The following is a 13,044-nucleotide window of genomic DNA, read 5'->3' on the forward strand; positions in this document are numbered from 1 at the left end:
CGAGGAATTCTAATGGTTTGCGCGCGGTTTGATTTCCAAAGTAACGATCAATTCCGGCGCTGCGACCGGCCATTCAAGCAGTAACGTGACCGCTTGCATGATTTTTTCAAAACCGCTCTCCGATTGCGATACCGAGAAATGCGGGCGCGCGCGCAAAGTAACCGGATGCGACGCCGTCAGCGTGACGCTGCCGCCCAAGGTATCGTCGTCGAGCGTCAATTCGGTCACCGCGGAGAGTTCCAGTAATTGGCCAAAGCCGCCGGGAATTTTGCCTTGAAAGATATAGCGGCCGCCCATGCCGTCGCAGCTCGGCATCGCCAGGTTGATTTCGGTGCTGAATGCGTGCGCAAACTTGGCGGTGAACCGGTAAGTTACCTGCAACCGGTTATCGTCGAGCAGGATCAGCTTATGAACCGGATACGCGGTATTTTCCGATTGAAAGTGAATATTTTCCAGTGCCGACGCCATTGAACGATAGGCGATAAACATACCGTCCAAACGATCGATAAACAAGCTGCGCGGATGGTCATCGGCAGTGATATCCGCGGCGGTAATCTCATGCTTGTAACTGATCCGGTCATGCGCTGAAGCAATACCATTGCTGTTGAGGCTGGATGTTTTGCGATTGGTCGCTTGAATTTTCCGGTAATAGTGTTCGTCCTGGCTGCGAAGTGTATCGCCAAAATTATGATATAGCGGGTAAGCATCGAATTCGCAAATACTGGCAAAATGATCGAGTTTCAGTACCGCTTGCAATACGCCGTTGCGCAAATAGGTCTCATCAATGCCGTCAAAATCGGTATCCTCGGTGTAACATGAAGGACGTGGCGCAACCGCATCAAGCAGCGCTTCGAGTTCTACTATGGCATTGTAGACCGCGCGGCGCAAATGCGGCAGGTACAGGCCGCCGAATAAACCGTGCCAGTAAGCGTCGTTAGCCTGTGCTTCGTAGAGTTTCTGCTGCATTTGACCGGTGCGGCGTTTTTCCGGCAGTGCCGCCAATCGGGCGGAAAGCGCCAGCATGCGTTTATGCATCCAGTTCGACTCCGGGTAGCGGGAAAAGAAATTTTTCCAGATACCGCCGCGTATAAAAGCTTTCTTGGAATCATACCAGTGGCTCGTTTTGGCATGCTGAACCAATTCGGCATAAGTACCGGCGGCATCAGCGGGCAGTGTCCATTCGTTCATTTCGATATACGATACCGTCGGTAAATAGATCACACCGCGCGTTTTTTGCGCGGCGTGATATTCGCTGTAATGCTGCGGTGAAATTTTGGGTGACGCCAGCACGCCTTGAATGAAACGTTCAAGCCAGCCTTTTTCGTAGACCCATTGATAAGTTTCCGGCCAAATCCCGAATTTCTCAATATCATCAAAATAGACCGCGGCAACGGCAGTGTCCGATGCCGGCGGATTCGTCAGCGATTCCAGATAGGCGATGGTGTCTTCAACCGGAGCGAACGGAATTTTATAGCGCAAGGTTTCTGAAATCGGAAACAGATCGAGCTTGCGGCCTTCTTCCTCGGTGGTGAAATAACCATGCAATTCATCAGCGGTTTTTCCGGCGCACAGAAAGTGGTAGTCGTCGACAATGACATATCGAATGCCGCAATCCGCCAGCGCCGGAACAACCGTCGATTCCCATACACGTTCGGTTAACCAGGCGCCTTGCGGGCGTTGCCCCATTTTTTCCGCAAGTTTCGCGGAAAATGTTTCAACCTGCCCGATGCGGTCGCGGTTCGGTATCACTGCCAGCACCGGCTCGGTATCGCCGGCGCCGAAGAGCTCGACTTGCCGCCGCGACACCATTTCATGCAGCAATGCCATGTCATCCGGAAAATTTTGCAGCAGATAATCCAGCAGCCACCCGGAGAAATGCACGGAAAAGCGGAATTCCGGGTAGCGGTAAAGTACTTGCAGGAATGGTTTATAGCAACGCAGATGCGCGTCCTTCAGGACTTCGGGAAAATTGCCGACCGGCTGATGCGCATGCACGCCAAAGAGCAGTGAAACGGGTTGTGACATTCAGTAACTCCGGTAATCGTTAAGAAAGTTCTGAGAAACTGCTGCGCTCGTTACCCTTTTCAGGGCTTTCCCAAGGGTTTTTGCAACCAGAAACTCGGACACTTGCTGCAAACCGCAGCTCAAGCCGTATCGGTCAGGAAGAACGCCGCATTGCTCCGCTGGTGTCGGTTTGCCCATTGCCTTTACTGATCGGCGCAAGTATCGCCGGGGGTATTGGCAATTTTAGCAAGTGATAGAGATTCATCAAATTTTTCCTGAATAATTGATCGAAGCTGGCGACCGAATGCGCCGGGTTGTAATCGCCGAACCACCAGAACCAATCGGAGCTTTCGCACGATGCCAATTGCCGGCTGGCTTGCATTTTTTTGTCTTCGGTCAGCCGGTCGCTTTGCATGACCAGATCATAACTATGTTTAGCCGCGCAGAGCATGTCCCAAGCATTATTTTTTTCCTGGTCGCCGATCCAGGTGGAAAATGTTCCATACACCCAGCTACCGGCTGATAATGCCGGTAAAGTTTGGATGTTGGCGGTATTGCCGGGATCGGCAAGATAATCGCGGTAAGTAGTGGTGCGGATATAGGAATGATTGTCGAGCATGCCGTAGAGGTCTTCAAGAAAGTAGAAGCCGTTGTACGGGTAGGATTCCCAAGCATTCTCACCATCCAGTATGACACTGACCACCGGATTTTCATCGGCCGGCGTGTGATGGTAAATCCGTTCCAGAGATTGAATGAAGTTTTCCGCGGCATCGCGTCCGAACCATTTGGCATACTCGAAACCGATCAGATCCGATAACTGGTCATCGCGGAAAAAGCAGGTCACGGACTCGGTTTCTCCAGCGATCCGGTAGGGACGGTATAAATAGTGATTGCGATCCGGTAAAGATTCACCCGGGTGGGATGCGCGCAAACTATTGGCAAGCACGCCTTCGCCGCTGGCGCTCCATTGGCACTGATGTTCAGCCAGAATTTTCAATAATGCCGTCGAAATCGCGCCTTCCGCCGGCCAGATACCGGTCGGTTTTTCGTTGAAGCGCCGGACGTGGCTGGTGATTGCCGACGACATGTGAAATGCCACGCGGCTGCGGCCGCCGGGATAGTATTGATGTTCCGGCAGCCCGGTATCCGGCTGGCTGTCGCGCGCCGAAGAAAAGTCGATCAGCAGCGGTGCCAGCGGGTGGTAATGCGGTGTGGTGGATAATTCGATTTGCCCGGTTTCCATGAGCTTGCGGTAACGCGGGATCAAGCCACTGATTAAATCGCCGATCAGCTTGAACAATTGCAACCGGTCTTCATAGCTGAATTCCTGGCTTTGCGCCATCAAACGCATCATGAATTCGTTATTGCGCCGCACGCTTTCACCCATCCACGCAAGGTGGTACCAGACCAGCAAATCCCCAAGATACTGCCCGGAAAAGTATGTCAATTCGCGGTCACCGCGCTTGCTGAAAGTATCGTAAAGTTCGTGCAATCGCTTATACGCCGGATAGGGATTCAGCATGGTCTCGTGATTGCTGAGAAAACAGCTATCAAACACGTAGAGCCGATCTTGCAGGGTGATGTGATTGAGATCGGGCATGGCCAGCAGACGTAACAACGGACAGCGTATTTCACCGGTGCGGAATTGCTCTTCGAAGTCTTCGAGCTGATCCAGCAGTACGGGTACAAAATTAACCACGGCTTTGGTTTGAGGGTGCATCTCCAGATGATAGGCCATGTCGGTATAATCTTTAATGGCGTGCAGGTATACCCACGGCAATACAAATTCATTGGTGACATAATCCCGGTAATCCGGCTGATGCATATGCCATAACAAGATGAGATTCAGTTTTTTCATGACGAAGTGGCGCTGTCCCTTGGAAATTATTATTATTATTATCGGAATGTATCGCGTGACTGCTGAGGCGGACTTTGCTGCTGACAATTGCCAATAATCCCGCTTGCTGAATCGACGTATTTATTCATAGATGCTTAGACTTTATGGATTTGCTGCCCCAACATCTCCGGCGTGATTAATGTAATGCCTCTCGCAGTCACGTGGAATTGCTTGCGATCCGCTTCCGGATCAAAGCCGACGGTCAGACCTTCCGGGATTTTACATTTTTTCTCAACCACTACCCGCCGTAATTGCGCATGCCTGCCAATGACGACATCGGGAAGAATCACCGAGTCTTCGATGCTGCTGAAACTGTTGACCTTGACATTGGAGAACAATAGCGAGCGGCGCACGGTCGCGCCGCTGATGATGCAGCCGCCCGATACCGATGAGTCCAGTGCTTGGCCGCGGCGGTTATCGTCGTCGAACACGAATTTGGCCGGCGGTAATTGTTCTTGATGCGTCCAGATCGGCCAATCGGCATCGTATAGATTGAGTTGCGGGGTGACGCCGACCAGATCGATGTTGGCTTCCCAGTAAGCATCAATGGTACCGACATCGCGCCAATAGGGAATCCCCGAAGCCATATTGACGCAACTGCTCTGAAACCGGTGCGCAAACACGCGATAGCGGGGTACCAGGTAAGGGATGATATCCTTGCCGAAATCATGTGAAGAATCCTGGGTTTGATGATCGCGGATTAATTGTTCATAAAGAAATCTGGCGTTAAACACATAAATGCCCATGCTGGCCAGTGCTTTGTCCGGTTGACCGGGAATGGCTGCGGGGTTGGCCGGTTTCTCGGCGAAGGTGGTGACTTGCCAGGCATCGTTGACACCCATGACGCCGAAAGCCTTCGCATCTTCCAGCGGAACTTCGAGACAGGCAACGGTCATATCCGCCTGTTTTTCAATATGCTCCGCCAGCAGTTTGCTGTAATCCATTTTGTAAATGTGATCGCCGCCGAGAATCAGCACGTACTTCGCATCGTGACGCTGCATGATGTCGACGTTCTGGAAAACCGCATCGGCGGTGCCTTGGTACCAGGTTTCATCAGCGGTGCGCTGTTGCGCGGGCAGCAGCTCGACGAACTCCTTGAAACGTCCATCGAGGAAGCTCCAGCCGTGCTGGATATGACGAATCAGACTCTGGGCCTTATACTGCGTCACGACGCCGATGCGCCGCACACCGGAATTGACGCAATTCGACAGCGGAAAATCGATGATGCGGAATTTGCCGCCAAACGGCACTGCCGGCTTGGCGCGCCAGCCGGTCAGCTGATGCAAGCGGCTGCCGCGGCCGCCGGCCAATATCAATGCCAAGGTATCATGTCTGACATGATTATAGGAGGAGCTGATTTTGTACTCGGCTTGAGACTCATCGGCGGGTGATCTTTGCTGACTATCCATAGCAATAATTTCCGTTCGGATTGACAGTAATATGGTATCGCATTTAGTGCTTCCTCAGCTATTTGTTTCATTTTAATTATCTATTGTCCCGGAACAGACAGGCTATAATTCATCACATTTTTTACAGGCTCATGACGTCGTGAAAGCTCAACCCAAAACTCATCCGTTACAAACCGCTTTGCTGCATGCACGGCTTCATGATCCTTTCAGTTATTTAGGATGGCATCGCCAGCATGGGCAAACGGTGGTGCGGGTTTTTCGTCCGCATGATGCCCATGTCTGGATCAAGACCGCGATCGGATTCGAGCCGATGCAATGCATACATTCCGAAGGAATTTTCGAATGGTCGGGCGAGTCGATGCCGGCGATGCCGTATCGATTGCGTGCGGAACAAAAGGGAAATACCGCCATTGTCTATGAAACCTACGATCCGTATGCGTTTGCGCCGCAAATTTCCGATCACGATTTGTACCTGTTCAACGAAGGCAAGCTGTGGCAGGCGTATCGCACGCTCGGCGCGCATCAGGTCAGCAATGCCGGTATTACCGGCACGCGCTTCGCGGTGTGGGCGCCGAATGCCGAACGGGTGAGCGTGATTGGCGATTTTAACCGCTGGGATGGCCGGGTGCATCCGATGAAGGTGCATCATGCCAGCGGCGTTTGGGAATTGTTCATTCCGGAATTGCCGCCCGATTCGCTGTACAAATTTGAAATCCGCAACCGTGACAGTGGCGCGATTATGATCAAAACCGATCCGTACGCACGGCGTTGCGAGATACGTCCGCACACAGCGGCGCTGACAGCCGCCGATAACGCTTACAATTGGCAAGATGCTGGCTGGATCAGTCAGCGCAATCACTGGGATTGGCTGCATGCGCCGCTGAACATACTTGAACTGCATGCTGGTTCGTGGAAGCGCCATCCCGGCGGGCGTTTTTATTCTTACCGTGAACTGGCCGAGCATTTACTGTCCTACGTTCTCGACATGGGTTACACCCACATCGAATTGCTGCCGGTGTCCGAGCATCCGCTCGATGAATCGTGGGGCTATCAGACTACCGGGTACTTTGCCGTGACCAGCCGCTACGGCACGCCGGATGATTTCCGTTTTTTCGTCGATGCGTGCCATCAAGCAGGGATTGGTGTGATTCTCGATTGGGTGCCGGCGCATTTTCCGCAAGATCGTTTCGCATTGGCGCGGTTCGACGGCACGGCTTTATACGAACATGAAGACCCGCGCCTGGGTTTTCATCACGATTGGGGCACGTATATTTTCAATTTCGGCCGTAACGAAGTGAAATCGTTTTTGCTGTCGAGTGCGCATTTTTGGTTGTCGGAATTTCATCTCGACGGCTTGCGCGTCGATGCGGTGGCGTCGATGCTGTACCTCGATTATTCGCGCAAAGAGGGCGAATGGTTGCCGAATCAATACGGCGGGCGGGAGAATCTGGCGGCGATCGACTTCCTGCGCGAACTCAATGTGATGGTACATGCGGAATTTCCAGGCGCATTGACGCTCGCGGAAGAATCAACCGCTTGGCCGGGCGTGTCGCGGCCAACGTATACCGGCGGCTTGGGATTCTCGATGAAATGGAACATGGGCTGGATGCATGACACCTTATCGTACCTGCACCAAGACCCGATCTTCCGCCGCTATCATCACGATCAACTGACGTTCAGCCAACTGTACGCGTACAGCGAAAACTTCGTGCTGCCGTTTTCGCACGACGAAGTGGTGCATGGCAAAGGCTCGCTGCTCAACAAAATGCCCGGCGACGACTGGCAGAAATTCGCCAACGTGCGATTGTTGCTGACGTTTCAAATGACCTGGCCGGGGAAGAAACTCAATTTTATGGGAAATGAATTCGCGCAGCGGCAGGAATGGCGTGTCAACGGCGAGCTCGACTGGGGATTATTGCAGCAACCGTTGCACGCTGGGGTGCAAAAGGCGGTGCGCGATTTAAACCACTGTTACAAAACGATTCCGGCGTTGCATCAGTTGGAGTTTACCGCCGATGGTTTTCAATGGATCGATTGCCAGGATGTCGAACAATCAGTCATCAGCTACCTGCGGCGCGCCAAAGACGGTTCATTTGCCGTGGTCGTGCTCAACTTCACCCCGGTACCGCGGACCGGTTATCGCATCGGCGTACCCGCCAGCGGCGCATACCAGGAAATCTTCAACAGTGATTCGGCGTATTACGGCGGCAGCAACCTCGGCAACCTCGGCAAGATCGCCAGCGTTCCCATGCCGTGGATGGGATTTACCGACTCGATCGCGATTACGTTACCGCCGCTGGCGGGGGTTATTTTTTCGTTGAATGATAGTAGTGCGCCTGACGGTATCGGTGGTTTAGCAAGTCATTAAAATAAGCAGCTTTATGGAAATGGTTCACTTTTTAAGCTATATGGCTAATTTTAGTTAAGCTCAGGAGAAGACAATGAAAATCAAATTAACGATACCAGACGAACTACCTCACGGACACGGTGCATCTTTCAAGAAAGGAATCGCAGATGCTCTTATTGAGTCTGCGAGATCGGGATTGTCTCATACACCGGAAGGGCATAATGAAAGTAGAGAAAAAGGACAGGTTGTTGGAAAAGAAATTGCAAAACGTGTTTCAGAAATTGTGAAGCCATAACTTTATTGTCCATCATAAGGTTAAAACCACCGGCTTCAGCCGGTCAGCTTTAGCTGCGAGAATATGCCACACAGGAGGTGTGGCATGGATTATAGATATGGAAGTCATACGGTTTATCAGATTGAATATCATTTTGTATGGGTAACGAAGTATAGATATAAGATTCTGAAGGGAGAAGTAGCAGAACGAGTACGAGAGTTGGTTCGTCAGACGTGTGAAGCATTTGAAATCGGAATTGTACAGGGTGTAGTAAGTAAGGATCATGTGCATATTCTGGTGAGTTGTCCGCCGGAGATGGCTCCGAGTGAGATCATGAGGCGGCTAAAAGGACGAACATCGAGCTATCTGTTTGAAGAATTTCCTCACTTGAAGAAGCGGTACTGGGGAAGGCATTTTTGGGCGCGAGGGTATTTCTGCGTGACAGTAGGTCAGATGACAGAAGAGATGATCAAACAATATTTGGAGCATCATTTTGAGCCAAATCCAAACGACAATTTTAAAATGGAGCCGGAATAAGACGCGTCGTTTAGTCGACGCGTATCCGGACTTTCAGTCCGTAACTCAAACCCACCGGCTTTAGCCGGTGGTTGTTTAGTAGTGCACTACACCGAACAGACCAATACTCATGGATGAAAAAGTTGAGGTGATTCATACGATTGTTCTAGCAACAATCCTTGTCGCAATTGCAATTTCAATGGTTGGATGTGCTGCATCTAGAAGCACAGCACAGCATGCTTCAGCAGATGTTTCGACCCAATATATGTATCCAATGACTGCGGAGCAGGCAGACAAAGTTATCACTGAAGCAATGAATTATCAATTTCCCGATGCCCCCATTCTACGAGTAGAGTTACCGTATAAGGGATATTTTGTCACTCGGCGATTTCTGTTGGATTCTCAGGATTTTACGGCGAGGATGATTCTTGCAAAAGGAATTGACCAAAACGGAAAGACTGTTAGCGGCTTTTATTTCGAGGTACTAGACGCGGGTACGATGCCGATCAGTGGGTCGATTCGAGCCTCCAGTTTGTTCGACAAAATTATCGAAATTGCAAACAATATTTCTAAACCAATTTTGATTGCTCGTTAAGGGCGAGTTCGAAAATCAGAATAAGAGTCAAGTCTTGACATTATCGTGCAATTTCCAATCCCAGCATTATTAAAATGGGTCATCTTCTAAAAATCGCAGCGTAGTTACGCTGATTTGAGTTGTTTATGAGGGGTAGCGGTTTCTCAGTGTGATCACAAATACCCCACCGGTATTGCATCCACGTGATCGGATATCGGTATCAGAGTATTCGCAAAACAGATTACGCCGCCATGTCCTACCGGGGTGTCGAGGTTCTCGAGCATGCTAAATCCTCTGAATTTCATATTGTGAAGTGCTGCCGATTTTTTGATTTCGATGGGGTAGAGCGTTCCGTTCTCTTCAATGAGCAGATCGACTTCCCGCTTTTCCTTGTCGCGGTAAAAATAGATTCGAGGAGTGCGGCTATGATGCAGGTAGGATTTGATGATTTCCGCGATAACCCAGGTTTCCAATATCGCGCCGGACATTGCGCCGCGCTCCAGAACATCGGCATTCAACCAACCGGTCAAGTAGGCGCACAGACCGGTATCCATGAAATACAGCTTGGGTGTTTTGACCAGCCGTTTGGTGCGGTTGTTAAAATAGGGCTGGAGTAAATAGACAATGCCGGAGGCGTGCAGCACATTCAGCCACGTTTTAATCGTTACCTCGCTGACGCCGGTATCCCGCGCCATATCCGCATAATTGATGAGTTGGCCGGTGCGAGCGGCGGCAATTTGCATGAATTTGTGAAAAGCGGCGGTATCGTTGATATTCAGATACTCCCGCACATCGCGCTGGATGTAGGTGGAAACGTAGGAGCTGTAGAATTGTTCCCAGTGCTGATCACTATGATGCGCCACCATGTCCGGGTACGAGCCGCGCCATATCTTGTGATAAGCCTCCGGCACGGTGAGCGGTTTTGCGGTTTTCTGGCGGGATTTGAGTTGCGCCAGATCGGGCAGAAATGGCGAGTCATCGCTACGGCCCTGTTCTTCCGCTAATGAAATACCTTGCAGTTGCAGCAGCGCAACGCGTCCCGCCAGAGATTCCGTGACATTCTTCATCATGTCGAATTGCTGCGATCCAGTGAGCCAAAACAGCCCATTTTGTTTAGTTTTATCGACCGTCATTTTGATGTAAGGGAATAGATTCGGCGCATACTGCACTTCATCAATCAGAACCGGGAGACTGAGTCTGTCCAGGAAGCTTGCCGGGTCTTGCTGCGCGGCCATGCGTAGGGAAAGGTCATCTAGCGTGATATAAGTGCGCGATGGTGCCCGGATATCTTGCAAAAGCGTGGTTTTGCCAACCTGGCGAGGACCGGTCAGTAAAATGACCTTAAAGCGGGCGCTCGCTTCCAGAATCGATTTCCCAAGGGTGCGTGTGATATTTTTATCCATATTCCGGCTAATCCAAAGTCAGACTTCAGAATAGTCAGGAAATGATCCTGTGTCAATCTGAGTAGCGGTTGGAGCTATTACGATGGGCTGAATTAATAGTGCGGCGCATCAAACCTATGGATTTTGCTATCGAATCTCGGAAGGATTGTGAAGTGATTAGGGTGTGTGGTCATGTGCCGGTTTTGTAGATACCGTCTTTCAAGTCAAGCAATTTTTGGATAGTTTGGGTGATAAGGGAGTTGTGTTTTTATAACGCCGAAGCACAAGTGCACCAGCTTACGCATAGCAGCTCCGATAGCGGACATTTTGGATTTGCCTCTGGCGAGTAACCGTTCATAAAGCGCCTTGACATGAGGATTGTATTGTGTGGCGACCACTGCTGCCATGTATAGCACGGCTCGCACTCGCGCCGGACCCGCCTTCGACAATCGGGCCCGGCCCAGCACAGTGCTTCCAGACTGCCGTTTTACGGGCACTAAACCCAAATAAGCTGCCACTTGTTCGGCAGATTCGAAACGGTTGCCGTGCATGATCGCCAGGAGGTTATTTCCCACTCGCTCACCTACTGCCGGAATACTGGTCAGCAGAACCATATCCCGCTTCAGACCGGGATGCCTGTCGATGTGATCGTCTATCGCTTGTTGCAGCCGTTTCAATTCTGCTTCAAGAAAGGCGATAGATTGAGCGATAGACTGGACAATCAGTTCAGGCGTCTCGATAGCTTCGCTCTTTTCTTGCCGGTTCAATTCTCGGTGCAAATCATCCGCCACCGCATTACGCCGGGCTAGTAGTGCTTGTAATGCACGGACTTCCACCGATGGCGGCTGCCATGCCGCAGGCTTGAGCAGCGCTCCATATTTCGCCAGTACAACACTATCCACACCATCCGTCTTAGTGCGTATCCCCAAGCCTCGACCAAAATCTTTAACTTGTGCCGGATTGATGATCGAAACCATTACCCCAGCATCTACTAAAGCCAAAGCAGCTTGCTCGTGATATACGCCAGTGGCATCCATTACCACGTGCAGTTGCGCAGCCGACACACCTTGTTTGGCCGCCCACTCCAACAGTGCGCTCACGCCTGCTTTAGTGTTGGGAATGACCTTGGATTTACGTTTATCACCTGCTTCGTTAAGTAAAAGGCAACAATCCAATTTGGCCTTGGCAATATCCATACCGAGATAAAACATGATGTTCTCCTGTTACAATATTTACCAACCTCGCCCACTTGCCTTGTGCATGCAGGGTTTATCCCTTGGCTACCGTTCAGTGTCTGTGCTGGCGTGGAAGATGAGAAGGAAGGCTTGATCTACAGAACAAGGTCTTGCCTTAAGGGTGGACACAAGCTGCCTTCAACTCGGGTAGTGGTAGCTAACCACTACGAAAAGAAAGATACAAGGGTTTGATGATTTTTACCACGCCAGTGTCAATTTATCCAGAACCGTGAGTATATTGCAACCTTCCGCTCCGGCCTGATGTTGGAGCGATCACCGGAAATAAGGCAGAAAACCCCCTGTATTCTGGCGATTGAACTAAACCATCCCGTGAATAATCCCATCTATCGTTTTGATAAACGATCACAAATGTCCTAGTCCTAAAGCAGGAATGATTGACTATGGCATTAGCCGGCTAGCGAGCCTAGAATGAACGTATCTTTAATTAATATAATTTCTTTCAATAGCTTAATCGTTAATGATGTAAACGGTTTGGCGGAATGATTTGTGACGGGAGCATAAAATGGCACGAATACTGGTTATCGTATTACTATTGATCAGCCCGAATGTATCGGCGTTTTCAATCGAATGGCTGCCCCTGGTAACCACCGAGAAAAGCGGTAATCCTTTAAATATCGGCGGTAACCCGATTCTGGAATACCGGAACGCTGGAAAAGGCGGAATCGACTGGACAGTAACCGGCGACGGCCCCACCGGTGGACGGGGCATACGCGAATTATGGCTGTTTGACGATTCAGCAGCCGGTATTCCGGGAACCAGCCAGGCGACCACCACATTTTCCGTCGTCAGCAATGCGGTCGGCTTTGTCATGGCAGGCGATCACAATGACGGCTTTGCGCAATTCCTGGTCGACGGCATCGATGTCGGCACCTTCGATATGTATCGCACCGGAAACCGGATTCTGGCAGTCACCGGATTGGATTTCATGGCGCACACATTGACTATCGTGCAACTCGGCGAACACAACCCTAATTCAACCAAAGGCGATGTTGCGATTTTTGGCGGTGCTGCGTTTAACACGCCGATTGCCGCCATTCCGGAACCGCAAACCTACGCAATGCTGCTGGCCGGTTTAATCCTGCTGGTTTCCATGACGTGTTATCAAAAGCAACGCGTCTGACCGGTTTAACCTCCCTGTCTCGATATCCCCGTCACCCGGCGGGGAGGCGCTTCAAATCCGAAACATCGCACCGCTTCCAGCTTATTCCAATCGATAATATTCCCGAGATTTCCACAGTCCGCTGTCTCTCCGATTAAACTTGTCCACAAAACACGTACGTTATCGGTCACTCATCGTGCCGCGTGCCGACACCGAAGTCCGTGAATCGCAATGCCGAAAAATACCAATGCATCAAAACATAACGGTTTTTATAGAAAAATCGTCT

The 13,044-nt window shown here is 50.8% G+C and carries 10 protein-coding genes; 5 read left to right on the plus strand and 5 right to left on the minus strand.

Annotation, left to right across the window (positions count from 1 at the left end):
- Positions 1-9: 9 nt before the first annotated feature.
- The 3 genes from RBH92_RS05460 to glgC form a co-directional block, all read right to left on the minus strand.
- Positions 10-2,025: an alpha-amylase/4-alpha-glucanotransferase domain-containing protein gene (locus tag RBH92_RS05460; RefSeq protein ID WP_307933614.1), complete on the minus strand. Its 2,016-nt coding sequence runs from the start codon at positions 2,023-2,025 to the stop codon at positions 10-12.
- Positions 2,026-2,158: 133 nt separating this feature from the next.
- Positions 2,159-3,862, minus strand: coding sequence for a glycoside hydrolase family 57 protein (locus RBH92_RS05465; RefSeq protein WP_307933615.1), 1,704 nt, complete (start codon positions 3,860-3,862; stop codon positions 2,159-2,161).
- A gap of 134 nt (positions 3,863-3,996) precedes the next feature.
- The gene (gene glgC, locus RBH92_RS05470) at positions 3,997-5,310 is read right to left on the minus strand and encodes a glucose-1-phosphate adenylyltransferase (protein ID WP_307933616.1); all 1,314 of its coding nucleotides are present in this window, start codon (positions 5,308-5,310) and stop codon (positions 3,997-3,999) included.
- Positions 5,311-5,449: 139 nt separating this feature from the next.
- Here glgC and glgB point away from each other — a divergent pair, with 139 nt between their 5' ends.
- The 4 genes from glgB to RBH92_RS05490 all read left to right on the plus strand — a co-directional run bounded on the left by glgB (position 5,450) and on the right by RBH92_RS05490 (position 9,042).
- Positions 5,450-7,678 (plus strand): 1,4-alpha-glucan branching protein GlgB, encoded by a 2,229-nt coding sequence (glgB, locus tag RBH92_RS05475; RefSeq protein ID WP_307933617.1) that lies wholly within the window; start codon positions 5,450-5,452, stop codon positions 7,676-7,678.
- A gap of 73 nt (positions 7,679-7,751) precedes the next feature.
- Positions 7,752-7,952 (plus strand): hypothetical protein, encoded by a 201-nt coding sequence (locus tag RBH92_RS05480; protein ID WP_307933618.1) that lies wholly within the window; start codon positions 7,752-7,754, stop codon positions 7,950-7,952.
- A gap of 84 nt (positions 7,953-8,036) precedes the next feature.
- Positions 8,037-8,468, plus strand: a complete 432-nt coding sequence (gene tnpA, locus RBH92_RS05485) for an IS200/IS605 family transposase (protein WP_307931469.1) — start codon at positions 8,037-8,039, stop codon at positions 8,466-8,468.
- Positions 8,469-8,577: 109 nt separating this feature from the next.
- Entirely contained in the window at positions 8,578-9,042 is a 465-nt protein-coding gene (locus RBH92_RS05490; RefSeq protein WP_307933619.1) for a hypothetical protein, read from the plus strand.
- Between the two features lie 152 nt (positions 9,043-9,194).
- Here RBH92_RS05490 and RBH92_RS05495 read toward each other — a convergent pair whose 3' ends face one another.
- A complete protein-coding gene (locus RBH92_RS05495; RefSeq protein WP_307933620.1) occupies positions 9,195-10,424 on the minus strand; it encodes an ATP-binding protein in 1,230 nt (409 codons plus the stop codon).
- Between the two features lie 203 nt (positions 10,425-10,627).
- Complete coding sequence (locus RBH92_RS05500; RefSeq protein WP_307933621.1) at positions 10,628-11,614, minus strand: IS110 family RNA-guided transposase; 987 nt, start codon at positions 11,612-11,614, stop codon at positions 10,628-10,630.
- 547 nt (positions 11,615-12,161) lie between these two features.
- Here RBH92_RS05500 and RBH92_RS05505 point away from each other — a divergent pair.
- Positions 12,162-12,779, plus strand: a complete 618-nt coding sequence (locus RBH92_RS05505; RefSeq protein WP_307933622.1) for a PEP-CTERM sorting domain-containing protein — start codon at positions 12,162-12,164, stop codon at positions 12,777-12,779.
- The last annotated feature ends 265 nt before the right edge of the window (positions 12,780-13,044 follow it).

This window comes from Nitrosomonas sp. sh817, from assembly GCF_030908545.1.
In the GTDB taxonomy this organism is placed as follows: domain Bacteria; phylum Pseudomonadota; class Gammaproteobacteria; order Burkholderiales; family Nitrosomonadaceae; genus Nitrosomonas.

What these genes read in the sequence shown, in the direction of transcription:
- RBH92_RS05460 (WP_307933614.1), bottom strand. Translation starts at nt 2,025, where the DNA reads ATGTCACAACCCGTTTCACTGCTCTTTGGCGTGCATGCGCATCAGCCG.
- RBH92_RS05465 (WP_307933615.1), bottom strand. Translation starts at nt 3,862, where the DNA reads ATGAAAAAACTGAATCTCATCTTGTTATGGCATATGCATCAGCCGGAT.
- glgC (WP_307933616.1), bottom strand. Translation starts at nt 5,310, where the DNA reads ATGGATAGTCAGCAAAGATCACCCGCCGATGAGTCTCAAGCCGAGTAC.
- RBH92_RS05480 (WP_307933618.1), top strand. Translation starts at nt 7,752, where the DNA reads ATGAAAATCAAATTAACGATACCAGACGAACTACCTCACGGACACGGT.
- tnpA (WP_307931469.1), top strand. Translation starts at nt 8,037, where the DNA reads ATGGATTATAGATATGGAAGTCATACGGTTTATCAGATTGAATATCAT.
- RBH92_RS05490 (WP_307933619.1), top strand. Translation starts at nt 8,578, where the DNA reads ATGGATGAAAAAGTTGAGGTGATTCATACGATTGTTCTAGCAACAATC.
- RBH92_RS05495 (WP_307933620.1), bottom strand. Translation starts at nt 10,424, where the DNA reads ATGGATAAAAATATCACACGCACCCTTGGGAAATCGATTCTGGAAGCG.
- RBH92_RS05500 (WP_307933621.1), bottom strand. Translation starts at nt 11,614, where the DNA reads ATGTTTTATCTCGGTATGGATATTGCCAAGGCCAAATTGGATTGTTGC.
- RBH92_RS05505 (WP_307933622.1), top strand. Translation starts at nt 12,162, where the DNA reads ATGGCACGAATACTGGTTATCGTATTACTATTGATCAGCCCGAATGTA.